The following is a 25,680-nucleotide window of genomic DNA, read 5'->3' as shown; positions in this document are numbered from 1 at the left end:
TCCGAAATCGGCCGGTGCCGGGGACGTCGTGGCTGGTTGGCTGGTTCGCCGTAGATCAACCCCTGTCCTGGAAACGGAACCATGGCCACCACCACCCTCGCCCCGCCGCGCCCGCCGCTGATCTCCTGGCTCGCGGTCGCCTCGATCACCCTCGGCATCTTCGCCATCGTCACCAGCGAGATCCTGCCCATCGGCCTGCTGACGACCATCGGCGCCGACTTCCGCGTCACCGACGGCACCGCGGGGCTGACCATGACGCTGCCCGGCTTCGTGGCCGCCGTCGCGGCGCCCGTCCTGACCGTGGCCACCGCCCGGCTGGACCGCCGGGTGATGCTCTGCGTCCTGATGGCGGTGCTGGCCGCCGCCGACGTGCTGGCGGCCGTGGCCGGGGCCTACTGGGTGGTGCTGGCCTCGCGGGTGCTCGTCGGCCTCACCATCGGCGGCTTCTGGTCGATCGCGGCGGGGCTGGCGTCCCGGCTGGTGCCGCCGGCCGCCGTGGGCACCGCGACGGCGGTGATCTTCTCGGCCGTGCCGCTGGGCTCGGTGCTCGGCGTGCCGGCCGGGACCTTCATCGGGCACCTGGCGGGCTGGCGGACGGCGTTCCTCGTCCTGGCCGGGCTCTCGGTCCTCGTGCTGGTCGCGCTGCTGCGCGTGCTGCCGCCGCTGCCGGCCCGTCAGGTCACCGGCGCGCGCGTCCTACTGGACCTGCTGCGGGTGCGCGGCACCGGGATCGCCCTGCTGGGCACGTTCCTCGTCGTGCTGGCGCACTTCGGCACCTACACCTACGTCACGCCGTTCCTGGAGCACGTCACCCGCCTGCCCCCGGCCGCCGTCAGCGCCGTCCTGCTGGCCTACGGCGCGGCGGGCATCGCGGGCAACTTCCTGGCCGGCCGGATGGTGGCCACGGCCCCCCGCCTGGCCTTCGCCGTCTGCGGCGGTCTGATCGCGGCGGCCACCGCGCTGCTGCCGCTGGCCGGAACCTCGCCGGCGGGCGCGGTCGTGCTGCTGGTGGTGTGGGGGCTGGCCTACGGGGGCGTGCCGGTCTGCTCCCAGACGTGGTTCCTGCGGGCCGCGCCCGGCGCGCCGGAGGCGGCGACCGTCGTGTTCACCTCGTCGTTCCAGGCGACCTTCGCCCTCGGCGCGCTGCTGGGCGGCACGGTCGTCGACGGCTTCTCGGTCTCGGCCGCGATGGTCGCGGGCGGGCTGGTCGCGCTGGTGATGGCCGGGTCGTTCTCCTGGCTCACCCGTCCCCGCCGGGCCGCGTGAGCGGGGGAGGGGACGGGCGGTCAGCCGTCGAGGTGGTCGCGCAGGGCGTCGAGGCGGCCGTCCCAGTCGCTGGCCAGCGCGGCCAGGAACTGCTGGGCCACCCGCATCGGAGCCGAGCGCAGCCGGTAGCGGACGCGACGGCGCTCACCGGGCTCGGCCGTCACCAGACCGGCCTCGCCCAGCAGCGTCAGGTGCTTGGCGATGGCCTGCCGGGTGATCGGCAGGCGGGCGGCCAGGTCGGTCGCCGTGGCCGGGCCCCGGGCGGCCAGCTCGGCCAGGACGGCGCGCCGGCTCGGGTCGGCCAGGGCGACGAAGACCTGCTCGGCCACCGCCTCGATGTCAGGCGGCGGCAAGGTGCCCGACCAGCTCGCCCAGCTCGCTCGCCCACCCCTCGGAGTGGGCGTCGTACGCCTTGCGGTGGTGGTCGTCCGGCAACTGGGCGAAGCCGGTCTCGACGACGGTCAGCCGGGTGCCCGTGCCGGCCGGTTCGAGGGTGAACTCGACGTACGTGCGGCGCGGATCGCCCTCCGGCATGCCGAAGACCGGCCACGTGAAGCCGAACACCGACGGCTCCTCCACGCGCTCCACGCGCAGGTCGACGGTGTGCCCGTGGCTCCAGCTCAGCCGCGCCGGCCCGCCGGGACGCAGCTCGATCGCCGCCTCCTGGCCGAACCAGGCGGCCAGCCCCTCGGGGGTGGTGAGCGCCGCCCACACCTTGGCCGGCGGCTGGGCGAGCTCGAGGGTCCGCTCGACCCGATCGGGGAATCCCATGACAACCTCCATATGCAGCAGGGAAAAGGGTGCCACACCTTGTGGCGGCAGGTGGACGGTCACCGCTCCGGCCGCGGGTGCCGGCGCAGGCCGTAGGAGACGAGGACGACGGCGGCCAGTGTCACCGCGACGTCCACGAGCAGGGCCAGGCGGATTCCCGCCAGTTCCCCGGCGCGCGTGGCGGCGACCGCGCCGAGCAGCGGGATGCCGACGGTGACGGCCACCTGCTGCGTCATCGACGTCAGCCCGGTCGCCAGCCCCTGCTCCTCGTCCGGCAGGCCCGAGGTGCCGGTGACGGTGTAGGCGACGATCGCGGTGACGTGCCCGAAGAAGCCGACGAACAGCGCGGGGACGAGGATCGCCAGAACCGTCCAGCCGGTCCCGAGGAAGACGGCGGGAAGCGTCGCCAGCGCCTGGACCGTCATGCCGGCGACCAGGACGCGGCGGCTGCCGTGGCGTCCGACGAACCGCCCGGCGATCACCCCGGCGACCACCGAGGCCAGCCCGGGGATGCCGAACACCAGGCCGGTGACCAGCGGCGACAGGCCCAGCACCCGCTGCAGGTACACCGTCACCAGGAAAATCATGGCCGGCTCCATCGTGAAGATCACGAACCCGGCGAAGTTGCCCCACTTCACCGTGGGCCGCCGCAGGATGCGCACCGGCGCGAGCGGCGCGGGCGCGCGCAGCTCGATCAGCCAGAACGCGCCCAGCAGCAGCACGCCCGCGACGGCCGCCAGGAGGTTCGTCTCGACGGCCGCGTAGATCACCGCCAGCAGGCCGCCGGTCACCGTGACCGCGCCGGGCAGGTCGAGCCGCACCCGCTCCGGCAGCACGCTCTCCCGGATCAGGAACGGCGCCAGCACCACGATCGCCACCGCCACGGGCACGTTGAACAGGAACGCCGCCCGCCAGCTCAGCAGGCTGACCAGGGCGCCCCCGAGCAGCGCGCCGACGGTGAAGCCGCCGGACAGCAGGGCGCCGTTCAGCCCGAGGACGCGGGCGCGCAGCGGGCCCTCCTGGAAGGTGGTGGTGAGCAGCGACAACGCGGCGGGGACCGTCATCGCCGTGGCCAGGCCCTGCAGCACCCGGGCGGTCAGGAGCGTCGCGGGCCCGCCGGCGAAGCCGCCGAGCAGGGAGGCCCCGGCCAGCACCACCATGCCGGCCAGGAACAGCCTCCGCCGGCCGAACAGGTCGGCCGTGCGGCCGAACACCAGGGTGAACCCGGCCGCCGGCAGCGCGTACGCCGAGGTGATCCAGGGCCACTGGGCCGGGCTCAGCCCGACGCCCGCGCCGGTCTGGGGAAGGGCGACATTCAGGATCGAGAAGTCGACCGCCAGCATGAAACCGGCGCCGAGCAGGACGAACGCGATCAACCGCTGTCTGCCGTCGAGGCGCGGCGGGGCGGCCTCGACGGTCGCGACAGGAACACTCATGGCGGCCTCTCATTAGTAGCAACCGAACGGTTGCCACATTATGGCAACCAATTGGTTGCGTCAACGCCGGGCTGGATCGCGGCAAACTTCCGTTTTCCGGAACGGTGGTCTAACCTTCGGAACATGTCCTACGGTGACGCCAAGCTGGTGGGGGCCGACCGCGTGCTGGCCGTGCTGGCCGAGCTCGCCCGGCACCCCGACGGGATCGGCCTGGAGGAGATGGCCCGCGCCGTGTCCAGCCCGAAGCCGACCGCCCACCGCGCCCTGGCCGCGCTGCGCCGCGCCGGGCTCGCCGTCCAGAACGGCCACGGCCGGTACGTGCTCGGCGACGAGTTCCTGCGCATGGCCTTCGCCCACCACGAGGCCCGGCCCGACCACGTCCGGGTCACCCCGATGCTCAAGGCGCTGTGCGACCGCTACGGCGAGACCGTGCACTACGCGGTGCTGGAGGGCACGTCGGTGGTCTACCGGTCCAAGCTCGACCCGCCGTCCGGCGCGGTCCGGCTCACCTCGGTCGTCGGCGGGCGCAACCCGGCCCACTGCACCGCCGTCGGCAAGATGCTGCTGGCGCAGACGCTGACGGACGAGGCCGCGGTGCGCACCTGGGTGGGCGACCGGCGGCTGGAGCGGCCCACCGAACGCTCGATCGGCACCGCGGAGGAACTGCACGCCGAGCTGGTACGCGTCCGCGAGCAGGGCTACGCGGCCGACGACCAGGAGAACGAGCCGGGCGTCAACTGCGTGGCCGTCCCGGCGTACCTGACCTCGCCCACCGTGCCGAGCGGCGCGGTCAGCATCAGCGGCCTGGCCTACCGCACCCCCTTGAGCGTGCTCGTCGAGGACGTGCCGGCCATCCGCGCCGTCGTCGCCGGGCGCCACCTTCCCTGACCCGCACAGAACCGGAGAGAACCCCTTGTACCTCATGCGCATCGGCGCGCCCGGCGCCGAGAAGCCGGTCGTCCGCGTGGACGCCGACCACTACGTCGACGTCTCCGACCTCACCCCCGACTTCGACGAGCGCTTCTTCGCCGCGGGCGGCCCCGCCCTGCTCGCCGAGCGGGTGGCCGCCGGCCCGCGGCAGGCGTTCGCCGGCGAGCGCGTCGGCGCGCCGATCGCCCGCCCGCACCAGATCCTGTGCATCGGCCTGAACTACAGCGACCACGCCGCCGAGACCGGCCAGGCCGTGCCCGCCGAGCCGATCCTGTTCACCAAGTCGCCCAACACCCTCGTCGGCCCGTACGACGACGTGCGCATCCCGCGCGGCGCCACCAAGACCGACTGGGAGGTGGAGCTCGGCATCGTGATCGGCCGCCGCACCTCCTACCTCGACTCGCCCGAGGAGGCCGCGGCCGCGATCGCCGGCTACTGCGTGGTCAACGACGTCAGCGAGCGGGCCTTCCAGATGGAACGCGGCGGCCAGTGGAGCAAGGGCAAGTCGGCCGAGACGTTCAACCCGGCCGGCCCCTGGCTGGTCACCCCCGACGAGCTGGCCGACGTCCGGAACCTGGGCATGTGGCTGGACGTCAACGGCGTGCGCCGCCAGACCGGCAGCACCAAGACGATGATCTTCGACCCGTACGTCATCGTGCACCACCTGAGCCAGTTCATGGTGCTGGAGCCCGGCGACCTGATCAACACCGGCACCCCGCCCGGCGTCGGCATGGGCCACGACCCGCAGATCTGGCTCCGGCCGGGCGACGTCATGGAGCTCGGCATCGACGGGCTCGGCAGCCAGCGCCAGCGGGTCGTGGAGCCCCGGTAGTGCGGGCGCTCGTCCTGACCGGGCCGGGCGCGGCCGAGGTCCAGGAGGTCGAGCCCCCCTCGGCGGGGCCCGGCCAGGTGGTCGTGGACGTCGAGCGCGCCGGCGTGTGCGGCACCGACATGGAGCTGTTCAGCGGCGGGATGAGCTACCTGCGCACCGGCCGCTCCCGCTACCCGCTGCGCCCCGGCCACGAGTGGTGCGGGCGCGTCGCGGAGCTGGGCGCGGGCGTGGACCCGTCGTGGCTGGGGCGGCGGGTCGTCGGCGACACCATGCTCGGCTGCGGGCGCTGCGACCGCTGCCGCCAGGGCCGCCACCACGTGTGCCCCGACCTGGCCGAGCTCGGCATCAGCCGGGGCGCCGCGGGAGCGCTGGCCGAGCGGCTCGCCGTCCCGGTCGCGGCGCTCCACCGGCTGCCCGATACGGTGGACGCTACCTCGGGCGCGCTGGTCGAGCCCGGTGGCAACGCCTTACGCGCCGTCCGCGCGGCGGCGCTGGAGGCGGGGGAGCGGTTGCTGGTTCTGGGCACGGGCACGATCGGCCTGCTGGCCGCGCTGTTCGCGCGCGCCGGCGGCGCCGAGGTGCACCTCATGGGCCGCGCCGAACCCGACCTGCGCCTGGCCGCGGGCCTCGGGTTCCGGCACGCCTGGACCCGCGCGACGTTGCCCGGCCTGCCCTGGCACGCCGTCATCGACGCCACCAACGCCGCCGCGATGCCCGCGCTCGCCCTCGGCCTGGCCGAACCCGCCCGCCGCGTCGTCTACATCGGCCTGGCCGGCACGCCGTCCACGCTCGACACCCGCGAGCTGGTGCTCAAGGACGTCACCGCGGTCGGCGTCCTGGGCGGCTCGGCGGGGCTGGCCGGGGCCATCGACGCCTACGCCGGCGGCTCGGTGGACGCCCGTCCGCTGGTGGCCGCCACGGTCGGGCTCGCCGAGACGGCCGGCGTGCTGGCCGGACGGCGACCGCCCGGCGCCGGCCCGGGGCCCAAGATCCACATCGATCCCCGGCCATGAACCTGGAAGAGAGCACGAGCATGACCCACCGTGAACCGCGACGGCTGAACGCGCCGGACGCCGCCGTCCTGGCGGCGGTCGAGACGGCCGTCCCGGGGATCACCCGCGCCCGCGCCAGCGACCGGCTCGGCATGGCCCACGACGCCTCCCACTACCTGCTGACCCCGCAGGCCGTGCTGGTGGCCGAGAGCGCCGGCCAGGTCGCCGCGCTGCTGCGCACCGGCCTGCCGCTGACCTTCCGCTCCGGCGGCACCAGCCTCAGCGGCCAGGGCGTCAGCGAGCACCTGCTCGTGGACACCCGCCGGCACTTCCGCTCGATCGAGGTGCTCGACGACGGCGCCCGGGTACGGGTCCAGCCCGGCGCGGTGCTGCGGCAGGTCAACGCCCGCCTGGCCCCCTACGGGCGCAAGCTCGGCCCCGACCCGGCCAGCGAGTCGGCCTGCACGATCGGCGGCGTCGTGGCCAACAACTCCAGCGGCATGACCTGCGGCACGCACGCCAACACCTACCGGACGCTGGAGTCGATGACGCTGGTGCTGCCGAGCGGCACCGTCCTCGACACCGGCGCCCCCGACGCCGACGAGCGGCTGCGCGCCCTGGAACCCGACCTCGCGGCCGGCCTGGAACGGCTGCGCGACCGCGTCCGCGGCAACCCCGGCTCGGTGCGGCGCGTCCAGGACCAGTTCTCGCTGAAGAACACCATGGGCTACGGCCTCAACAGCTTCCTCGACCACGACGGCCCGGCGCAGATCCTCGCGCACCTGGTCATCGGCAGCGAGGGCACCCTCGGCTTCGTCGCCGAGGCCGTCTTCCGCACCGTCCCCGCCCACCGCCTGGCCGCCACCGGCCTGCTCGTCTTCCCGACGCTGCGCGAGGCGATGGCCACGGTCCCGGAGCTGGTCGCGGCCGGTCCCGCCGCCGTCGAGCTGCTGGACGCCGAGTCCCTGCGCGTCGCCCAGACCGACCCGAAGGCCGACGAGACGCTGCGCGCGATGGCCGTCGACGAGCACGCCGCGCTGCTGGTCGAATGGCAGGAGTCCGACGCCGAAGTGCTCACCGAGCGGGAGCGGGCCGCCGAGCGCGTCTTCGCCGGGCTGCGCCTGGCCGCCCCCGCCCGGCTGAGCAGGGAGGCCGGCGGCCGGGCCGCGCTGTGGCACATCCGCAAGGGCCTGTACGCCACCGTCGCCGGCGCCCGCCCCAGCGGCACCACCGCCCTGCTGGAGGACGTCGCCGTCCCCGTGCCCGCGCTGGCCGACCTGTGCGACGACCTGACCCGGCTGTTCGCCGAGCACCGCTACGAGCGCAGCGTCGTCTTCGGCCACGCCAAGGACGGCAACCTGCACTTCATGCTCAACGAGCGGTTCGCCACCGAGCTCGACCGCTACGCCCAGTTCACCGAGGACATGGTGGAGGCCGTCCTGGCCAGGGGCGGCACGCTGAAGGCCGAGCACGGCACCGGCCGCGTCATGGCCCCGTTCGTGCGCCGCCAGTACGGCGACGAGCTGTACGAGGTGATGCGCGAGGTCAAACGCCTGTGCGACCCGGCCGGGACGCTCAACCCCGGCGTCGTCCTCACCGACGACCCCGAGGCCCACCTGCGCGACCTCAAGACCGTCGTCACCGTCGAGCCCGAGGTCGACCGCTGCGTCGAGTGCGGCTACTGCGAGCCCGTCTGCCCCAGCCGCGACCTGACCACCACGCCGCGCCAGCGCATCGTGCTGCGCCGCGAGCTGGCCGCGGCCCAGGCGGCCGGCGACCACGCCCTGGCCCGCGAGCTGGCGGACGCCTACGCCTACGACGCCGTGGACACCTGCGCCGTGGACGGCATGTGCGCCACCGCCTGCCCCGTCCTCATCAACACCGGCGACCTGACCAAACGCCTGCGCGCCGAGCGCCACGGCCGCGCCGCCGAGCGCGCCTGGACGAGCGCCGCCCGCCACTGGGACGGCGTCACCCGCGCGATGAACCTGGCCCTCGACACCGCCGCCGCGGTCCCGCCCGCGCTCCCCGAGGCCGCCTCGCGCGCCGCCCGCGCCCTGGCCGGGGCCGACGACGTCCCGCGGTGGAGCCGCGACCTGCCGCGCGGCGGCGCCAGGCGGCGCCCGTCCCCGGCGGACGACGCCGACGCCGTCTACCTGCCGTCCTGCCTGAACACGCTGTTCGCCCCCGCGGACGGCGGTCCCGGCGTGATGACCGCCTTCCAGCGCCTGGCCGCCCGCGCCGGGCTGAGGCTGCACGTCCCGGAGAAGATCGCGAGCCTGTGCTGCGGCACCCCGTGGTCGTCCAAGGGCTTCGCCGGCGGCCACGAGGCCATGGGCGAGCGCGTCCGTGACGTGCTCGCGCGGGCCACCGACGGCGGCCGGCTGCCCGTGGTGAGCGACGCGGCCTCCTGCACCGAGGGCTACGCCCACCTGGTGCCCGGCCTCCAGGTGGTCGACGCGGTCGCCTTCACCGCCGAGCACGTCCTGCCCCGCCTGCCGCGGGCGCGCCGCCTGCCGTCGCTGGCGCTCCACCCGACCTGCTCCTCCACCCGGCTCGGCCTGGACGCCGCCGTCGCCCGCGTCGCCGAGGCGGTCGCCGAGCGGGTCGTGATCCCGGACGGATGGCAGTGCTGCGGCTTCGCCGGCGACCGCGGCCTGCTGCACCCCGAGCTGACCGCCTCGGCCACCCGCGCCGAGGCCGCCTCCGTGGCCGAGGCGGGCTGCGCGGCGCACGCCTCGGTCAACCGCACCTGCGAGCTGGGCCTGACCCGCGCCACCGGTCAGACCTACCGGCATCTCCTGGAGCTCCTCGACGAGGCAACCGCCTGAGGGGGGCGCGCTTTACACCGATGTGTCAATAAGATCGTCGCTGTTGCGAAGATCCGGCGATCGGGAGCACGATGAGCGACCCCGGCGGCTTCGGCCCCCTGGAGATGGACGAACGCGAGCGCATCGGTCCCTACCGGATCGTGGGCCGCATGGGCGCGGGCGGCATGGGCGTGGTCTACGCCGGGGTCGCGCCCGACGGCGGGCGGGTCGCGGTCAAGGTCATCCATCCGGGGCTGGCCGCCGACCCGCACTTCCACGACCGGTTCGTGCGCGAGGTCGAGGTGTTGTCGCGGGTGCGCGGGCGGTGCACGGTCGCGGTCCTGTCCGCCGACACCGCCGCCTCGCCGCCGTGGCTGGCCACCGAGTTCGTGCCCGGCCCCACGCTGACCGAGCACGTACGCGACCACGGGCCGCTGCCGCCGGACGACCTGGTGGCGTTCGGGGCGGACATCGCCGAGGCGCTCACCGACATCCACGGGGCCGGGATCGTCCACCGCGACCTCAAGCCGGGCAACGTGATCCTGGCCGGGTCCGGGGCGAAGGTGCTCGACTTCGGGATCGCCCGCGCCCTCGACGAGAGCGGCCTGACCGGCACCGGCGCGCTCATCGGCTCGCCCGGCTGGATCAGCCCCGAGCAGTACCGGGGCGACCAGGCCGACGCCGCCGCCGACGTCTTCGCCTGGGGCGCGCTGATGGTCTACGCCGCGACCGGGCGGCCGCCGTTCGGCATGGGGGCGCCCGACGTGCTCGCCTACCGGGTCATGAGCGTCGATCCCGACCTGTCCGGGGTGCCCGAGGACGTGCGCGACCTGGTCCGGGCGGCGCTCGCCAAGGACAGGGCGGCGCGTCCGGGGTCGGCGGAGCTGCTCGGCGCGCTCCGGTCGGGCACGCTCCTCCTGCCGCGGCCCCCGTCCGGCACGCTTCCCCTGACACCCCCGCCGCCTCCGCCCGGCACCCTGCCCCTGACCCCGCCGCCCCCGTCCGGCGGGGAAGGACCGATGAAGCCGCCTTCGTCCGGCGGGGAAGGACCGCTGAGGCCTCCTTCGTCCGGCGGGGGAGGACCGCTGAGGCCGCCTTCGTCCGGGGGGCGGGCGCGGTCGTGGCCGGTGGCGGCCGCCGTGGTCGCGGTCGTCGCCGTCGTGGGGGTCGGCGCGGCGTTCGCGCTCAACGCGGCCGGCACGCCGCAGGCGCTGCCGTCCCCGGACGACGGACCCACCTCCTCCGCCACCGGCCCGCCCGCCACCTCCGCGGGCCCGGACCCGACGGACACCCCGCAGGAGAGCGAGACCCCCGAGGAGAGCCACACCCCGGAAGACACCCCGACCGAGACCGACACCTCCGAGGAGACGCCGGAGGAGACGCCCGAGCAGACGCCCACCAAGAGCAGGCCCCGCACGTTCCCGTGCGCCTCCTCGGGCTCGATCCTGCGCGAGGCCGCCGCGCTGAACGGCGGCAGCCTCCCGCAGGACGCCGTGGTCGCGCGCAAGCGCTGCGTCGGCTCCTGGGTCGCCGCCGAGCTGTCCTCCCCGAGCGTCGGCGCCATCGACCTGATCGCCCGGCGGAACGCCTCCCGGTTCCTCGACGCGAACATCGGCAGCAACTTCTGCTCCCTGGAGGGCCGCCCGGCGCTGGTGGCGAGCGCGCCCGCGTCGATCAAGAGCTTCCTGTGCCCCGACGGCTTCGGCTGATCCACGGCGCGCCTCCCGCCCCCCACCGGCGGGAGGCGCGCGAGCCGGGTCAGACGGGGTCCGTGCAGACGGGCGAGCCGGCGGCGCGGCGGCCGCGGGCGGGCTCGACGCAGGCCCGCGCCGGGACCTCGGGCGCGTAGACCTGGTCGGAGTAGATGACCCCGGTGCCCTCGTCGCCGCCCGAATACTGGGTGAGGCTCTTGTCGTCGTAGCCGGCCGAGCGGCCGACCGGCCTGCGCTCCACCCACACGTTGTAGTCCGCGCCCTGCCCCCGCTTGGTGAACCTGGCCCAGTTGACCTGGCAGGTGCCGTCCTTGCCGGGGCCGTACCGCAGTTCGAGGTAGCCGCCGAAGGCCCGGACCCACCTGGACGCCACGGTGGAGGAGCCCGTCGTGCAGCCCGTCAGCGCCGGATCCTTGCCGTCGCAGGCCGTGCCGGAGCAGCTCCGGGCGGCCGGACGGCCGTTCGCGGGGCCGTCGTCCGCTGCCGCCGCCGTGACCGGGAACAGGGCCAGGGCCGCCGCCGCCAGCACGGCCGCCGTCCGGTGTGATCGCATGCCGCCACCTCCAGGGAGAGATCGGGTTCGTCGGCACGATTGTGGACCGGCCGGCCCGCCCGGATCTGTCATGCGGCCTGTGGTGCGTTGGCGGGACGTCATTCGCCCGACGGCAGCGGGATGCGCACCGACACCAGCGTGCCCTCGCCGGGAGCGGCCTCGACGTCGGCGCTGCCGCCCACCGCGCGGGCGCTCTCCCGGATGGAACGGGCGATGCCGAGGCCGGTCGTGGGCGCGTCCGGGTCGAAGCCGCTGCCGTGGTCGAGCACGCTCAGCGCCAGCGTCCCGGACCGGCATTCGGCCCGCACCACGGCGTGCCGCACGCCCGCGTGCTTGCGCACGTTCGTCAGCGCCTCGCGCAGGATGCCGCTCAGCGCCTCGACGACCTCAGCCGGCATGCCCTCGCGTTCCGGCGCCGAACGCAGCCGGCCCGCGTTGAACTCCACCCGCAGCCCGCTGCCGACCGCCTGCCGCACGACCTCCTCCAGGGCGGCCACGACGTCCTCGGCCGGATCGCCGTCGTCGCCGCGCAGGAACGCGCGCAGCCACTGCGACTCCTCCGCCACCCGCGCCCTGACCGAGTCGTCGGCGATCCAGCCGTCGCGGGTCAGCGCCTCCATGGTCTGCAGGATCCGGTCGTGCAGCACGCGGGCCGTCCTGCCGCGCTCGCGCTCCTGCGACAGCTGCGCCGAGCGGCGCAGCTCCTCCGCCCTGGCCCGGTCCAGGTCGCCGGCGGTCCTGAACAGGATGCGCATGACGTACGCGGCCATCGTGGCGTTCGTCGTCAGCCCGGCGACGTGCGGCAACCCGGCCCACCACGGCAGGTCCGCCTGCACGTACCCGAGGACCAGCGCGCCGCCCAGCGCCGCCGTCCACGCCAGCACGACGGGGAACGTGCGGAAGGAGATGCCGGCCATGATGCCGACGAGCAGCACGTACGGCAGGACCGTGCCCGGCCAGCCGTCGGTCACCCGCGAGCCGGCGTAGTGACCGGCGGCCAGCACCGCCGCCGTCACCAGGCCGAGGTCCGCGCAGAGCAGCGCGCGCGGCGCGAGCGCGGCGCGGGCCGCCGTGACCACGCACACCAGCAGGCTGACCGCGCCCATCGCCCCCAGCAGGTACGGCAGCGGCCCGAGCGTCAGCCACCGCCCGTCGCCCAGCACCTCCAGCGACCCGCACAACATCAGCGCGCCCACCCGGACGACCACCATGGTGAGGGCCCGGCTGCGCTCCATGCCGGCGACCGCCGTCCCGGGCGGGCGCGGCGGGCGGCTCACGGCCGGTCGCGGCGTTCGAGCCGGTTGAGCGCCGCGCGCGTGAGCTCGGCCTTGTTGCCGACCTGCAGCTTGGCCCTGATGCGCTCGACGTAGGTGTCCACCGTGGCCTTGCTGACGCCCATCCGGCGGCCCACCTGGGCGTGGGTGAAGCCCTGGGCGATGTAGGACAGGGTCTCCTCCTCGCGGGCCGACAGCCGGGGCCGGGCGTCGCCGCCGCCGTCCCCGCCTTCCTCCGAGCCGTCGGCCCCGGCGGGCGGGCGGGTGTTCTCGTCCAGCTCGCTCTGCAGGATGTCGGCCAGGCCCGCCGACAGGTAGAAGCCGCCCGCGGCGACCGTGCGCACGGCGGCGACGATGAGCTCGGAGGGGGCGTCCTTGGTGACGTACCCGTTGGCGCCGCAGCGGATCGCCGCCAGCACGTCGGCGGGCCGTCCGGAGGCCGACACGATGAGGACCCGCGTGACGGCCGACAGCTCCTTGACCGCGGCCAGGCACGGCCGGTCCTCGGCCAGGTAGAGGTCGAGGATCAGCACGTCGTACCCGGCGTCGAAGCCGCGCAGGTCCCCGACGGACGAGCCCCGCAGCACCACCTGCAGGTCCTCGTGCCGGTGCAGGAGGTACTCCAGCCCATGGCGGATCAGCTCGTGGTCGTCGATCACGGCGATCCGGATCACGTCTTGCTCCGCGGCGGGCTGCGAACGAGGTGACATGTCAACAACGGTGAGCAGAAGTGTGCAAGACCAGCAAGTCCCGCAAAACCACTACAAATTCGTATTGTAGATCATGAATCCTGTGGTGCACGGGCCTTCGGACGGTAGCCGTCGGTGGCCCTGACGAGCTCGTGCAGCGTGCCGGGTTCGGCGCCGCCGTGGCCGGCGTCCTCGACGATCCGCAGCTCGGCCTCGGGCCAGGCGCGGTGCAGCTCCCAGGCGGCGTCGGGCGGCGTCTTCATGTCGTAGCGGCCGTTGACGATGACGCAGGGTACGTCCCTGATCGCCGCCACGTCGAGCAGCTCGCCCTCCCGCAGGAAGCAGCGCCGGGTGAAGTAGTGCGCCTCGATCCGGGCGAAGCCCAGCACCTCCCGGTCCGTCAGCGGAGGGGGAGGCGCGGGCAGCAGCGTGTTGGCCGCCAGCTCCCACGCCGCCCATGCCCGCGCCGCCGGCAGGTGCACCTCCGGGTCCGGGTCGAACAGGCGGCGGTGGTAGGCGCCGAGCAGGTCGTCCCGCTCGGCCGGCGCGATCGCGTCGCGGAAGGCCGCCCACTCCGCCGGGAACAGCCGGGCCGCCCCTGAACCGGTGAACGCCCACGCCTCGTCGGCTGCGCTCGCCAGGTAGACGCCGCGCAGCACCAGCTCGGTCACCCGGCTCGGGTGGCGGCGCGCGTACGCCAGGGCCAGGGTCGCGCCCCACGAACCGCCGAACACCTGCCAGCGGTCGATCCCGAGCCGCTGCCTGAGCAGCTCCATGTCCGCGACCAGGTGCCAGGTGGTGTTGGCGGCCAGCGACACCCCGGGGTCGGCGGCGTGCGGACGGCTGCGCCCGCAGTTGCGCTGGTCGAACAGGACGATCCGGTAGGCGCCGGGGTCGAAGAACCGGCGCTGCACCGGCAGCAGCCCGCCGCCGGGGCCGCCGTGGAGGAGCACGACCGGCTTGCCGCCGGGGTCGCCGCAGGTCTCCCAGTAGATCTCCTGGCCGTCGCCGACGTCGAGCAGGCCGCTCTCGTAGGGCTCGACGGGCGGGTAGAACGTCATCAGCGTCATGGCTACCAGACCTACCTGCCCCGGCCGCCCGGCGCGCGGGCGATTCACACAAGTGCGGGCGGTCACACAAGTGCGGGCGGTCACGCGAGTGCGGGCGGTTCGCACGGGTGGGGGCGTTTCATGGCGGGCGCGCGAGTTCGGTGAGCGTGCGGCGCAGCAGCCGGGCGGCCAGGACCGGCTTGAAGGCGTTGTGCCGCAGCGGGCGGGACTCGGCCAGCGCCACGCCGGCGGCCCGCGCGAAGGCGGACGCGTCCGGGACGGCGCCGGTCAGCAGGTCCTCGGCGGCGTGGGCGCGCCACGGCTTGTGCGCCACCCCGCCGAGCGCGACCCGCGCGAACACGATCCGGCCGTCCTCGACGTGCAGCAGCACGGCCGTGCTCACCAGCGCGAAGGCGAACCCGGCCCGGTCCCTGACCTTCGCGTACGCCCCGCGCCCCGGCGGGGCGGGCGGCAGGTCCACGCTCGTGACCAGTTCGCCGTCCCGCAACACGGTCTCCACCTGCGGCGTCCGGCCGGGCAGGACGTGGAAGCCGGTGAACGGCACGCTGCGCGACCCCCGCGTCCCCGTCAGGTTGACGGTCGCGTCGAGGGCGGCCAGGGCCACGCACAGGTCCGAGGGGTGGACGGCGACGCAGCTCGGGCTCGCCCCCAGGACGGCGTGCGCGCGGTTGAACCCCTCCAGCGCGTCGCACCCCGCGCCGGGCACCCGCTTGTTGCAGGCGGCGGCGGTGTCGTAGAAGTAGCGGCAGCGCGTACGCTGCAGCAGGTTGCCGCCCACGGTCGCGCGGTTGCGCAGCTGCGGCGAGGCGCCCGCCAGGATGGCGCGGGCGAGCACCGGATAGCGCCGCCGCACCCGCGGGTCGGCTGCGACCTCGGTGTTGCCGGCCAGCGCGCCGAGCCGCAGCCCGCCGCCGGGCAGGTCCTCGACGGCCGACAGCGGCAGGCGCGAGATGTCCACCACCCGGCCCGGCCGCTCGACCTCCTCCCGCATCAGGTCGACGAGGTTCGTCCCGCCGGCCAGGTAGCGGGCCGGGCCGCCGTCCGGCGGCGTCGCGGCCATCATGGCGACGGCCTCCGCCACACTGGACGCCCGCAGGTAGGCGAACTCCCTCACCTCGCGGCGACCTCCCGGACGGCGGCGGCGATGTGGTGGTACGCCCCGCACCGGCACAGATTGCCCGCCATGCGTTCGCCGAGCTCGGCGTCGGTCAGCTCGCGCGGGGGAGCGGTCAGGTCGGGCGTCGTCGCGCTGGGCACGCCGTCCCGCAGCTCGGCCAGCAGGCCGGTGACCGAGCAGACCTGGCCGGGCGTGCAGTATCCGCACTGCAGGGCGTCGTACCGGACGAACGCCTCCTGCACCCGCGCCCCCACCTCGTCGTCCGCCAGCCCCTCGACGGTGACGATCTCCATCCCCTCGCACTGGACGGCCAGCAGCAGGCACGCGTAGACCCGCAGGCCGTCGGCCAGGACGGTGCAGGTGCCGCAGGCCCCCTGGTCGCAGCCCTTCTTCGTGCCGGTCAGCCGGAGGTGGTCGCGCAGGAAGTCGAGCAGGGACACGCGCGGGTCCGCCGGCGGCTCGTGCGGCCGGCCGTTGACGCGCAGGGGGAGCGGGGCGCGGCCGTCCATCCCATCCCTCCGGCCGTACGGGCTGTGGCGATCACCGTAACCCGGGCCGGGCGGGGCGGCGCGGTCCGTGCGCCGGTCGAGGGGCAAAACGGTGGCGGGCATTGCCGAATGCGGATCATCGGGCGAGGATCCCGCCGTCGGCCGCGCGCCCTTCCTGCGGGCTCATCCTGTGGCGGTCATGGCCGCCGCGACCGTCAGGCTGTCCTCGTAGATGTGGTTGCGCGTGATCAGCCCGTCCTCGACGGTCAGGTGCAGCGCGAACGGCGTGGTGTAGGAGACGCCGGTCGCCCGCACGGTCTGCACGATCTGCCCCAGCACCACGGCGTCCGGCCCGTCGACCAGGATCTGCCGCACCGTGGTGCCGTTCAGCTCCGGCACGTGATGCGCCCCCAGCGAACGGTAGTGCTCGGCCACCTCGGCCCGCCCGGACCGGGGCCGGATCCACGGCACCGCCGGATGCCCCTCGACGGGCCAGCTGAGCCGCCAGTCGACCGGCTCGGCGAACAACTCCGCCACCCGCTCCGGATCGCCCTCGCCGATCCGCCGCAACAACTCCTGCACGATGCCCCGCGTGTCCCTCTCCATGCGCCCAGTCTTCCGGCCCGCCTGAACGCCGTCGATTACCCCGGAGGTAACCGCCGGCGGTATCCCGGCGGTATCCCGGCGCCAGTCCGGCGGCATTCCAAAGGAATCCTTGACATCGCGGGTGCCGGTGGCCGAACATTCCAAGCATGTCTTTGGAATCCGCGGGGCGGCGGCTGGTGCTCGACGATCCGGCCGCGATGCGGGCGTTCGCCCATCCGGTCCGGCTGGCGCTGCACGAGCTGCTGTTGCGGTCGGGGGCGACCACCGCCGCCGACGCCGCCCGCGAGGTCGGGATCAGCCAGGCGCTGGCCTCCTACCACCTGCGGCAGCTGGCCAAATACGGCCTGGTGGAGCAGGCCGAGGCGCGCGACGAGCGGGAGCGGCCCTGGAAGGTGACCGCGAGCGTCCAGGTGTGGGACGACGACGTGGCCGGGGCCGAGCGGTCGGCCGCCCGCAGCCTGCTGGAGCAGGTCCTGGCCGAGCGGGCGTTGTCGCGGCTGGTGGAGTGGCAGGAGGCGCGGCGCGGCGAGGAGGAGCCCTGGCGGGGCGTCGGCGGCATCGGCAACTCCTACCTCTACGTCACGCCGCAGGAGATCACGGCGCTCGGCGAGGCCGTCGCCGACCTGCTGCGGCCGCTGATGGCCCGTGTGGACGACGCGGCGGCCCGCCCCGAAGGGGCCCGGCCGGTGCTGGTGACGCAGATGGTCATCCCGCTCGCCCCGACGGCCTCCGGTGACTGAGCGACGCCCCCCGGCCGCGGGGCCCGGCCAGGCCGGTGGGCGGGTGGCCGCGGGGACTGGCCGGGCCGGTGGGCGGACAGCCGCGGAGACTGGCCGGGCTGGTGGGCGGACGGTGGAGGAGCCGCCGGACCGGGAGGGGGTGGCTCGTCGGTGGCCGGCGCGGGACGGTGGCCTGCGGTGGTGGCCGGCGCGGCGGGCCGGGATGCGGTGGTGGCCGGTGCGGGGCGGTGGCGGGTGGGTGTCGCCGGGCGACGGGCGGGGGTTCGGGCGGTTGCTGGTCGCGTCCGTCGTGTCCCAGACGGGCGACTGGGTGATCAGCACCGGGCTGGCGTTCCACGTCTACCGCCTGACCGGCTCCACCCTGTCCACCGCGATCATGCTGCTGGTCTCCCGGCTGCCCGCCGTCCTGCTCGGGTCCGTGGCCGGGGTGCTGGCCGACCGCTGGGACCGCCGCCGGTTGCTGGTCGGCACCGACGTGCTGCTCGGGCTCGGGTTGCTGCCCCTGCTGGCGGTACGCGGCCCCGACCAGGTCTGGATCGTCTACGCCGTCGCCCTGTGGACCGGCGTGCTCGGCACCCTGCTCGCCCCGGCGCAACGGGCGCTCGTCCCGCAGCTCGTGCCCGCGTCCAGGTTGGTGCGGGCCAACGCCCTGCACGGCCAGAGCGGCCAGCTCGCCCGGCTGCTGGGGGCGATGCTGGGCGGCGTCGCCGTCACGGCGGGCGGTCTGCCCGCGATCGTCCTGCTCGACGTGGCCAGCTTCATGATCTCCGCGGTCCTGCAGGCGACCCTGCGCGTCCCGGCCAGGTCGCCGGTGGTGGCGCGGGCGCCGTCCGTCCGCGTCCAGTGGGCCTCCGGGGTGCGGTTGGCGATGGGGAACCCCGGCATCCGGTTGCTGGTCGTGTACATGGTGATCACGGGGTTGGGCGAGGGGATCTTCGCCACGCTCGCCGCCCCCTTCGTGGCCGACGTGCTGGGCGGCCGGGGCGACGCCTACGGGCTGTTCCTGTCGGTGCAGGCGGTCGGCGGGCTGGCCGGCGCGCTGGCCGTGGCCCTGCACCGGCGCGACCCCGCGCCACGGGCGCTTCTCGGCTGGGGCACGGTCGCCTTCGGCCTGCTCGACCTGGCGCTGTTCGCCTACCCCCTCGTTGTAGACGCGTTGTGGCCGGCCCTCGTGCTCATCGCGCTGGCCGGGCTGCCGGCGGCCGTGGCGACGGCCGGGTTCGCGACGCTGGCCCAGACGGCCACCACTGACGAGCGCCGGGGCGGCCTGATCGGGCTGCTCGCGAGCGCCCAGGCCGTCACCTCGCTGCTCGGCATGGCGGCCGCCGGGGTGCTCGGCGAGGTCGTCGGCGTCGTGCCCGCGTTGTGCCTGCACGCGGCGGGGCTCGTCGGCGCGGGCGTGCTCGTGCTGACGAACCGCACACCTCACCCGCACCTCCGGCGCGCCGTTCCCCAGCCGAATCCGCCATGACGTTTGTCATGGAGGCGTCTCTGACGGTCGGCACTACACCCGGCGGCACCACTCCCGGCAGGCTGGTCCCATGCTGAGACTCATGGACGGCGCCCCCTGGCGGTCGCCGCGCCGGCCGCCGGGCGTTACCGTCGGGCCCTGTGACGGGTGACGCGGCGGTGCGGGAGGTGGAGTTCGGCCGGGGCCGGACGGCGGCGCGCGCCGGGTCGTGCGTGTGGCTGCTGCTGGTGGGCTGGCCGCTGTGGTCGTTCTTCGCCACGCGTCCCGGCGTGCTCGCCCTGGTGTGGGTGGTCGCGGCGGTCGCGGTCTTCGCGGCGTGCTGGCTGCGGATCATGTGGCGGGCGCTCAGCGCCCTGGGCGCGGCGGCCCTGACCTGGACGCCGGTGGGGCTGGTGGCCGCCGCGCTGGCGCTGCTGCCGGTGTTGCGGGCGCCATGGGCCTACGTCGGCTTCGTGTTCGTGGTCAGCGCCCTGTCGGCCTGCCTTTCGCGGGTCGCCTTCGTCGTGTCGGCGGCGGTGACGACGGTCGTGGTGGTGGCCGCGCTGACGGCGTACGGGCGGCCGTTCGAGCAGGTCTGGTGGGTGCCGCTGGTGATCCTGGTCGAGGCGGTGACGGTGGGCAGCCTGAAGCACCTGGGCGAGATGGTCGCCCGGCTCGACGCCGCCCGCGCCCACGTCGCCCGGCTCGCCGTGGACAACGAACGGCTGCGCTTCGCCCGCGACCTGCACGACACGCTCGGCCACACGCTCACCTCGATCACCATCAGGAGCCAGCTCGCCGCCCGGCTGGCCCGCACCGACCCGGAACGGGCCGCCCGCGAGATGGCCGACGTGGAACGCGCCGCCCGCCAGGCGCTCGACGAGGTGCGTCACGCCGTCGCCGGCTACCGCGCCCCCTCGTTGTCGGGCGAGCTGCGCACGGCGGCCCACAGCCTGGACCTGGCGGGGATCCGGCTGGCGGTCTCGCCCGCCGGCGGGCCCGTCCCGGCCGCCGCCGAGACGCTGCTGGCCTGGACCGTACGGGAGGCCGCCACGAACGTCGTACGCCACAGCCGCGCCCGCCACTGCCGCATCGACCTCGCCGTCGACGCCCGCACCGCCACCGTCGAGATCCGCGACGACGGCCCCGGCCCCGGATCCGCCGAAGACGCCCCCACCCCCGGAGCCGAAGCAGCCGCGGATTCCGCAGGAGTCGGAGGCAACGGGCTGACCGGGCTGGCCGAGCGGATCGCCGCCGCCGGTGGACGTCTGGAGGCCGGTCCGCTGCCCGGCGGCGGCTACCGGCTGCACGCCCGAGTGCCTCTGGAGCTGCCATGATCCGCGTCCTCATCGCCGACGACCAGGACCTCGTCCGGGGCGGCCTGGCCGCGCTGCTCGCCCTGGAGGACGGCATCGAGGTGGTGGCCGAGGTCGGCCGGGGCGACCTGGTCGAGCCCGCGGTGGCCGAGCACCGCCCCGACGTGGTCCTGCTCGACATCGAGATGCCCGGAATGTCGGGCCTGGAGGTCGCCGAACGTCTGCGCGGCCACCGGGTGGTCATCGTCACCACGTTCGGCCGGCCCGGCTACCTCAGCCGCGCCCTCGACGCGGGCGTGTCCGGGTTCGTGGTCAAGGACGCGCCGGTGGCCGAGCTGACCGCGGCCGTGCGGCGGGTGATGGCCGGCGAGACGGTGATCGACCCCAAGCTGGCGGTGTCCGCCCTGACCGTCGGGCCGAGCCCGCTCACCCAGCGCGAGGCCGAGGTGCTGCGGACCGCCTCCGGCGGCGCGACCGTCGCCGACATCGCCCGCACCCTGTTCCTGACCGAGGGCACCGTACGCAACTACCTGTCCTCGGCCATCACCAAGACGGGGGCGCGCAACCGCGCCGAGGCCGTCCGCGCGGCCGAGACCCGCGGCTGGCTCTGACCCCCGCCCATCCCGCGACCCCACGCAGCCCCGCACCACCCGCAACTTCCACCCCCTCAAGAGGAGCTTCGCCATGCCCTCCGACGACTTCCGCCCGCCCGGACCGGAGTTGTTCGACTACCCCGCCCTGTGGGACGGCGCGCCGCTCTGGCTCACCAAGCCGGTGCTGCTGGCCGCCGCCGGCGTGCTCGTGGTGTGCGCGCTGGCCTGGGGCGCCTTCTCCCGGCCCAGGCTGGTGCCGCGCGGCCTGCAGAACGCGGGCGAGTACGCCTACCTGTTCGTCCGCGACCAGATCGCCCGCCCGTCGCTGGGCGCCGACGCCGACCGCTGGATGCCGCTGCTGCTCACGCTCTTCCTGCTGATCCTGCTCTGGAACGTGATGGGCGTGATCCCGCTGCTCCAGTTCCCGGTCACCGCCCACGTCGCCTTCCCCTGGGTGCTGGCCGGGGTGGTCTACCTGCTCAAGCTCTACCTCGGCTTCAGGCACCAGGGCCTGGCCGGCTACCTCAGGAACGCGATGTTCCCCGAGGGACTGCCCAAGGCCCTCGCCATCACCCTGTACGCGCCGCTCGAACTGTTCTACATCTTCGTCACCGCGCCGTTCACCCATGCCGTGCGGCTGTTCGCGAACATGTTCGCCGGGCACACGCTGCTGGCCTTCTTCAGCGCGGTCGGCTACTGGTTCCTGGTGGAGCGGCCGACCGTGGGCGGCGTGGCGGTGGGCGTGCTGGGCGTGTTCATGACGTGCGTGCTGACCGCGTTCGAGATCTTCGTCATGTTCCTGCAGGCGTACCTGTTCACCATGCTCACCGCCATGTACCTGGGCCAGTCCCTGCACCCGGAGCACTGACCGGTCAGGACGCGGGCGGCGCCAGAACCCGCCAGGCGGCCGGCCGCACGATCCAGGTACGCCGCTCCGCCACCTGCTCCAGCTCGCCGTCCACGCTGGCCGGGACGGGCCCGCCCGCCACGGTGATCCGCCTGCCCCGGAAGGTCTGCACGTCGGGGCGGGCGGGGTGCCGGCCGCGGCGCAGCCCGGTGGCGAAGGCCAGCCGCGCCAGCGGTCCGGTGGCGTAGGAGACCACCACCTCGGCCAGCCCGTCGTCGGGCCGGGCCGCGGGGGCCAGCGGCGTGCCGCCGCCGATCGTGGCGCCGTTCCCGACGCCGGCCATCAGCACCCGGCGGCGGCCGGTGCACACCTGGGCGCCGTCCACCCTGATCCGCAGCCGCCATCCGCCCGTCCCCGCGCCCGCCAGCACCGCGCCCACCGCGTACGCGGCCCGGCTGAGCAGCGGCTTCAGCGGCGCGGCCCGCTCGGCGGCGTGCGCGCCCACGCCGAGGTGCGCGGCGTTGACCACGATGCCGCCGTCGTCGTCGATCAGCAGGTCCACGGGCCGCTCGTGCCCCGCCAGCACGACGCGGGCCGCCTCGGCCGGGTCGAGCGGGATGCCCAGCGTGCGGGCCAGGTCGTTGCCGGTGCCCATGGGGATCAGCCCGACCGGGCCGGCGTCCAGACGGCCGTGCTCCAGCAGCGCGGCGACCAGCGCGTGCACGCTCCCGTCGCCGCCCAGCACCACCGGGACCCGGTCGTCGTGCGACCGCGCGGCCTCCCGCGCGTCGCCGTCGCAGACCCGCACGTCGGCCTCCGCCCGCAGCAGCCGCAGCACCTCCCGCGTGCTGTCGTCGCCGACGCCGCCGGCCTGCCGGTTGCAGATCACCAGAAGTCTCACGGGTCCTCGCCTTCCCTTCCGCTGGGCGGATCGGTCTCTTCCCCGGGCGCCTGCCACAATGCCCCGCCGTCGGAACCCGTTCCCGGGGCGGCGGCGCGGGCGCGCGGGACGCGGCGGCGCGCTTCTCCGGCGTACCTGGAAGTGCCCGACGGCTTCTATGGCGTTCCTAAGGTTCCCCGACGGTGGGGTGAAGGTGGCCGCGGTTGAGTGGCCGCAGCGGGCCGGGCCACTGGGGACCGGCCGCCAGAAGGGCAACCGACATGAACCCACGAAAGACCGCGCTGGCCCTCGGGGCGGCGGCGGCCCTGACGCTGGCCGCCTCCGGGGCGGTGCCGGCCGCGGCGGCCGGCCCGTGCGCCCAGGTCTCCTCGACCTGCTCGCCCGCCGACGTGGCCAAGGACCACGCGGGCGCCGACGGCAAGGCCGGCGTACGGACCGACGTGCGGACCGACGTGCGGAAGGACCCCGGCGGCGGGAAGCCGCGCGACGGCGGGCCCGGCTGCGGCCCAGAGAAGACGGACCAGCGCGGAAAGCCCGGTGAACCGGACAAGAAGGACCACGGCCTCTCCCGGGAGGCGTTCGCCAAGGCGCTCGCGGCCGAGCTGGGCGTCGGGTACGACCGCGCCCTGCGCGCCGTCAAGGAACTGGACGCCCTGACGGAGAAGGGCCGCGTGGACCCGGACTCGGCCGGATTCGGCGCGGTGGCCGGACATCTCGGCGTCACGCCGGACCGCCTGGAGCAGGCGCTGCGGAACGTCAAACGCGCACTGGCCGGCACCGAGCCCGCATAGAGATCTGAACGCGCACTGGCCGGCACCGAGCCCGCATAGAGACCGGCACCGATCTTCCTCAGCCGGGGGTGCGGAGGGGAGAGTGGCACCATGCACGTCCTTGTTGCCGACGACGACGAGGCGGTCCGCCGCTCCCTGACCCACGCGCTCACCCGCGAGGGCTACGACGTCAGCGTCGCCGCCGACGGCCTGCGCGCCCTGGAGGCGGCCGGCGGCGGACGTCAGGACGCGGTGGTGCTGGACATCATGATGCCCGGCCTGGACGGCCTGGAGGTGTGCCGCCGCCTGCGGGCCGCGGGCGACCGCACCCCGATCCTGATGCTCACCGCCCGCGACCTGGTCGGCGACCGGGTCGCGGGCCTGGACGCGGGCGCCGACGACTACCTGGTCAAGCCGTTCGCGCTGGAGGAGCTGCGGGCCAGGCTGCGCGCTGCTGCGCCGCAGCGCGCCCGCGCAGGGGCTGCTCCGCCACGCCGACCTGGAGCTGGACCCGGCCGCCTGCCGGGCCAGCCGCGGCGGCCGGCCGCTCGACCTGACCAGGACCGAGTACACCCTGCTGAAGGTGTTCCTGCGCAACCCGGGCCGGGTGCTCAGCCGCGAGGTCATCTTCGACTCGGTCTGGGGGTACGACTTCGGGCCGTCGTCCAACGCGTTGTGGGTCTACATCAGCTACCTGCGGGCCAAGCTGGAGGCCGGGGGAGAGCCGCGGCTGATCCAGACCGTCCGCGGCCTGGGCTACGTGCTGCGGGAGGAGCCGTGAGGCTGCGTACCAGGGTCGCGCTGACGGTCGCCGCCGTGGTGGCCGCCGCGCTGCTGGCGGTCTCGCTGGTGGTCTACCCGGCGGCCGCGGCGGGGCTGGCCGGCCAGCACGACGGGGAGCTGGTGCGGGCCGCCGGGCAGGCGCCGCGGCTGCTGGAATCGCTGAAGACCGCCGACTCGCCGCTGCCGGCCACGCCCCTCCCAGTGGGCAACACGCTGCTGGCCCGCCTGGCCGGCTCGTTCACCACGATGACGCACGCGCTGCGCGAATCGGTGCTCGCCCAGCGGCGTCTGGTCGCCGACGCCTCCCACGAGCTGCGCACGCCGCTGACCAGCCTCACCACGAACCTGGAGCTGCTGGAGGAGGGGCGCGGCACGGCCGACCCGCAGGCCCCGGCCCTGGTGCACGAGGGCATTGCGGCCCACGACCTGCCGTTCGTGTTCGACCGGTTCTACCGCGCCGAGTCGGCCCGTTCCCTGCCGGGTTCGGGGCTCGGCCTGGCCATCGTCCGCCAGATCGCCGAGGCGCACGCCGGATCGGTGCGCGCCGAGCCGCTGCGACCCGGCGTACGGCTGGTCCTCGCGCTGCCCCCGGCCACCTGACCCGCCAGCGATGAGGGCGCGACCACGGGCGCGGACCCCCGCACCCGCGGCCGCGCCGGTCCAGAGGGCCGGCCCGTGGGGCCGGTCCAGGGGCCGATGGCCGGTCCGGTGTTCAGTGAGCCCCGGCGACGGGCACCGACGGCGCGGCGGGCGCGGCGGGCCGGGGCATCGGGCGCGGCGGCAGCGCCATCAGCACCAGGCCGAGCACCGCCCACAGCCCGAGCACCGTCAGCGGGACGGCCACGGCGGCGCCGTCGAAGTAGACCACGCTGCGCACCAGTTCGAGCGCCGACCGGGTGGGCAGCACGTAGCCGAGCGCCGCGTACCAGGGCTCGATGAACGCGGCGCCGAACGGGCCGCCGCTGGCCGGCAGGCCGATCGGGATGAACAGCACGGCCGCCGCGATCACGCCGCGCGGCCCGAAGCGGCGCATCAGCCCGTTCACCGCCACCGACACCAGGAAGATCACCGCGGCGGAGACGGCCAGCAGCCCGAGCGGCGCGCCGGTGAGCGCGCCGAGCAGGCCGTCGACGACCCAGGTGAGCGCCAGACCGCCGGTCACCGCGCCGAGCGCGAGCACCGCGAGGCGCAGCCCCCGGTGCATCATCGGCTGCATGCGCATGGTCAGCACGGTCGTCGCCAGCGCCGTCAGCAGCAGGCCCAGCACGTAGAACATGCCGGACACGCCGGAGGAGTCGCCCTCGGCCAGCGGGCGCACGTCCTCGACGGCGAGCTGCCGTCCGGCGGCGCGCTGCATCAGGGCGGTGAAGTGCGGGGCCGCCGTGTCACCGCCCGCGCCGGCCACCAGCAGCCGGCCCTCGCCCGCCAGGTAGGCGGCCTCGACCTCACGCCGGAGCACCGCCGCCCGCGCGCCGGCCGCGTCGGCGTACGGGCGGACGTCCACGGCCCCGCCCGCGGCCTGCTCCAGCCGGGCGGCGTCGGGGCCCACCACGGCGAGCGGCACCCCGTGCGGAACCGGGTGGTGCAGCGCTCCGACGAACGAACCGATGATCACTGCGCCGACGACCGCGGACACCAGGTAGGCGACCGCGACTCGAACAGCGGGATTCTTCATGACGCTCCTCAGTTGTCCACCCGGTTCATGTCCTGGAGGCGGCCCGCACGACCGGCGCC

The 25,680-nt window shown here is 75.1% G+C and carries 25 protein-coding genes and 1 pseudogene; 14 read left to right on the top strand and 12 right to left on the bottom strand.

Annotated elements, in window-relative coordinates; translation table 11 throughout:
• Positions 1–81 precede the first annotated feature (81 nt).
• Complete coding sequence (locus tag AB0J76_RS34495) at positions 82–1,266, top strand: MFS transporter (protein ID WP_352329084.1); 1,185 nt, start codon at positions 82–84, stop codon at positions 1,264–1,266.
• 20 nt (positions 1,267–1,286) lie between these two features.
• Here AB0J76_RS34495 and AB0J76_RS34490 read toward each other — a convergent pair whose 3' ends face one another.
• From AB0J76_RS34490 to AB0J76_RS34480, 3 genes are read right to left on the bottom strand one after another with little or no spacing between them, the layout of a single operon-like run.
• Entirely contained in the window at positions 1,287–1,595 is a 309-nt protein-coding gene (locus AB0J76_RS34490) for a metalloregulator ArsR/SmtB family transcription factor (RefSeq protein WP_352329086.1), read from the bottom strand.
• A gap of 10 nt (positions 1,596–1,605) precedes the next feature.
• Positions 1,606–2,037 carry an SRPBCC domain-containing protein gene (locus tag AB0J76_RS34485; RefSeq protein WP_352329087.1) on the bottom strand — a complete coding sequence of 144 codons (432 nt, stop codon included), beginning with the start codon at positions 2,035–2,037 and terminating at the stop codon, positions 1,606–1,608.
• A gap of 59 nt (positions 2,038–2,096) precedes the next feature.
• The gene (locus tag AB0J76_RS34480) at positions 2,097–3,473 is read right to left on the bottom strand and encodes an MFS transporter (protein ID WP_352329088.1); all 1,377 of its coding nucleotides are present in this window, start codon (positions 3,471–3,473) and stop codon (positions 2,097–2,099) included.
• Positions 3,474–3,596: 123 nt separating this feature from the next.
• On the opposite strand from AB0J76_RS34480, the gene AB0J76_RS34475 reads away from it, so the two are divergent.
• The 5 genes from AB0J76_RS34475 (at position 3,597) to AB0J76_RS34455 (ending at position 10,746) form a co-directional block, all read left to right on the top strand.
• The gene (locus AB0J76_RS34475) at positions 3,597–4,361 is read left to right on the top strand and encodes an IclR family transcriptional regulator (protein ID WP_352329090.1); all 765 of its coding nucleotides are present in this window, start codon (positions 3,597–3,599) and stop codon (positions 4,359–4,361) included.
• A gap of 25 nt (positions 4,362–4,386) precedes the next feature.
• Complete coding sequence (locus AB0J76_RS34470; RefSeq protein ID WP_364391861.1) at positions 4,387–5,235, top strand: fumarylacetoacetate hydrolase family protein; 849 nt, start codon at positions 4,387–4,389, stop codon at positions 5,233–5,235.
• Complete coding sequence (locus tag AB0J76_RS34465; RefSeq protein WP_352331374.1) at positions 5,235–6,248, top strand: alcohol dehydrogenase catalytic domain-containing protein; 1,014 nt, start codon at positions 5,235–5,237, stop codon at positions 6,246–6,248. Before AB0J76_RS34470 ends, AB0J76_RS34465 begins: the two co-directional genes overlap by 1 nt.
• 20 nt (positions 6,249–6,268) lie before the next feature.
• Entirely contained in the window at positions 6,269–9,058 is a 2,790-nt protein-coding gene (locus tag AB0J76_RS34460; RefSeq protein WP_364391857.1) for an FAD-binding and (Fe-S)-binding domain-containing protein, read from the top strand.
• Positions 9,059–9,129: 71 nt separating this feature from the next.
• Positions 9,130–10,746, top strand: a complete 1,617-nt coding sequence (locus AB0J76_RS34455; RefSeq protein WP_364391854.1) for a serine/threonine-protein kinase — start codon at positions 9,130–9,132, stop codon at positions 10,744–10,746.
• Positions 10,747–10,795: 49 nt separating this feature from the next.
• On the opposite strand, the gene AB0J76_RS34450 is transcribed toward AB0J76_RS34455, so the two are convergent.
• From AB0J76_RS34450 to AB0J76_RS34420, 7 genes are all read right to left on the bottom strand, one after another.
• Positions 10,796–11,302: a DUF2690 domain-containing protein gene (locus AB0J76_RS34450; protein ID WP_352331520.1), complete on the bottom strand. Its 507-nt coding sequence runs from the start codon at positions 11,300–11,302 to the stop codon at positions 10,796–10,798.
• 98 nt (positions 11,303–11,400) lie between these two features.
• Complete coding sequence (locus tag AB0J76_RS34445) at positions 11,401–12,579, bottom strand: ATP-binding protein (RefSeq protein WP_364391851.1); 1,179 nt, start codon at positions 12,577–12,579, stop codon at positions 11,401–11,403.
• The gene (locus tag AB0J76_RS34440; RefSeq protein WP_352331192.1) at positions 12,576–13,286 is read right to left on the bottom strand and encodes a response regulator transcription factor; all 711 of its coding nucleotides are present in this window, start codon (positions 13,284–13,286) and stop codon (positions 12,576–12,578) included. The genes AB0J76_RS34445 and AB0J76_RS34440 overlap by 4 nt, the downstream gene beginning before the upstream one ends.
• Positions 13,287–13,357: 71 nt before the next feature.
• On the bottom strand, positions 13,358–14,329 hold the full coding sequence (gene pip / locus AB0J76_RS34435) for a prolyl aminopeptidase (protein WP_364392232.1): 972 nt from the start codon (positions 14,327–14,329) through the stop codon (positions 13,358–13,360).
• A gap of 124 nt (positions 14,330–14,453) precedes the next feature.
• The gene (locus tag AB0J76_RS34430) at positions 14,454–15,449 is read right to left on the bottom strand and encodes a xanthine dehydrogenase family protein subunit M (protein WP_352330175.1); all 996 of its coding nucleotides are present in this window, start codon (positions 15,447–15,449) and stop codon (positions 14,454–14,456) included.
• A complete protein-coding gene (locus AB0J76_RS34425) occupies positions 15,446–15,961 on the bottom strand; it encodes a 2Fe-2S iron-sulfur cluster-binding protein (protein ID WP_352330173.1) in 516 nt (171 codons plus the stop codon). The genes AB0J76_RS34430 and AB0J76_RS34425 overlap by 4 nt, the downstream gene beginning before the upstream one ends.
• 162 nt (positions 15,962–16,123) lie before the next feature.
• On the bottom strand, positions 16,124–16,546 hold the full coding sequence (locus AB0J76_RS34420; protein WP_352330171.1) for a nuclear transport factor 2 family protein: 423 nt from the start codon (positions 16,544–16,546) through the stop codon (positions 16,124–16,126).
• 146 nt (positions 16,547–16,692) lie between these two features.
• Between AB0J76_RS34420 and AB0J76_RS34415 the strand changes: the two genes are divergently transcribed.
• From AB0J76_RS34415 to atpB, 5 genes are all read left to right on the top strand, one after another.
• Entirely contained in the window at positions 16,693–17,286 is a 594-nt protein-coding gene (locus AB0J76_RS34415; protein ID WP_352330169.1) for a winged helix-turn-helix domain-containing protein, read from the top strand.
• A gap of 238 nt (positions 17,287–17,524) precedes the next feature.
• A complete protein-coding gene (locus tag AB0J76_RS34410; protein WP_352330168.1) occupies positions 17,525–18,757 on the top strand; it encodes an MFS transporter in 1,233 nt (410 codons plus the stop codon).
• A gap of 140 nt (positions 18,758–18,897) precedes the next feature.
• Entirely contained in the window at positions 18,898–20,073 is a 1,176-nt protein-coding gene (locus AB0J76_RS34405) for a sensor histidine kinase (RefSeq protein ID WP_364391844.1), read from the top strand.
• Positions 20,070–20,663 carry a response regulator transcription factor gene (locus AB0J76_RS34400; protein ID WP_352330292.1) on the top strand — a complete coding sequence of 198 codons (594 nt, stop codon included), beginning with the start codon at positions 20,070–20,072 and terminating at the stop codon, positions 20,661–20,663. Before AB0J76_RS34405 ends, AB0J76_RS34400 begins: the two co-directional genes overlap by 4 nt.
• Positions 20,664–20,736: 73 nt before the next feature.
• Positions 20,737–21,513, top strand: a complete 777-nt coding sequence (atpB, locus tag AB0J76_RS34395; protein ID WP_352330294.1) for a F0F1 ATP synthase subunit A — start codon at positions 20,737–20,739, stop codon at positions 21,511–21,513.
• 4 nt (positions 21,514–21,517) lie between these two features.
• Here atpB and AB0J76_RS34390 read toward each other — a convergent pair whose 3' ends face one another.
• Positions 21,518–22,393 carry a diacylglycerol kinase family protein gene (locus AB0J76_RS34390; RefSeq protein ID WP_352330296.1) on the bottom strand — a complete coding sequence of 292 codons (876 nt, stop codon included), beginning with the start codon at positions 22,391–22,393 and terminating at the stop codon, positions 21,518–21,520.
• Positions 22,394–22,653: 260 nt separating this feature from the next.
• Between AB0J76_RS34390 and AB0J76_RS34385 the strand changes: the two genes are divergently transcribed.
• From AB0J76_RS34385 to AB0J76_RS34375, 3 genes and pseudogenes are all read left to right on the top strand, one after another.
• A complete protein-coding gene (locus tag AB0J76_RS34385) occupies positions 22,654–23,184 on the top strand; it encodes a hypothetical protein (protein WP_352330298.1) in 531 nt (176 codons plus the stop codon).
• Positions 23,185–23,274: 90 nt separating this feature from the next.
• Positions 23,275–23,944: pseudogene (locus AB0J76_RS34380) on the top strand (response regulator transcription factor).
• Complete coding sequence (locus AB0J76_RS34375) at positions 23,941–24,546, top strand: sensor histidine kinase (RefSeq protein ID WP_352329479.1); 606 nt, start codon at positions 23,941–23,943, stop codon at positions 24,544–24,546. The pseudogene AB0J76_RS34380 and the gene AB0J76_RS34375 overlap by 4 nt, the downstream one beginning before the upstream one ends.
• Positions 24,547–24,658: 112 nt before the next feature.
• On the opposite strand, the gene AB0J76_RS34370 is transcribed toward AB0J76_RS34375, so the two are convergent.
• Positions 24,659–25,621, bottom strand: coding sequence for a hypothetical protein (locus AB0J76_RS34370; protein ID WP_352329477.1), 963 nt, complete (start codon positions 25,619–25,621; stop codon positions 24,659–24,661).
• Between the last annotated feature and the right edge of the window lie 59 nt (positions 25,622–25,680).

It is taken from the genome of Nonomuraea sp. NPDC049624, assembly GCF_040675255.1.
GTDB lineage: Bacteria > Actinomycetota > Actinomycetes > Streptosporangiales > Streptosporangiaceae > Nonomuraea.
The sequence above is the reverse complement of the archived record's forward strand: the minus strand, read 5'-3'. Positions and strand labels throughout refer to the sequence as shown.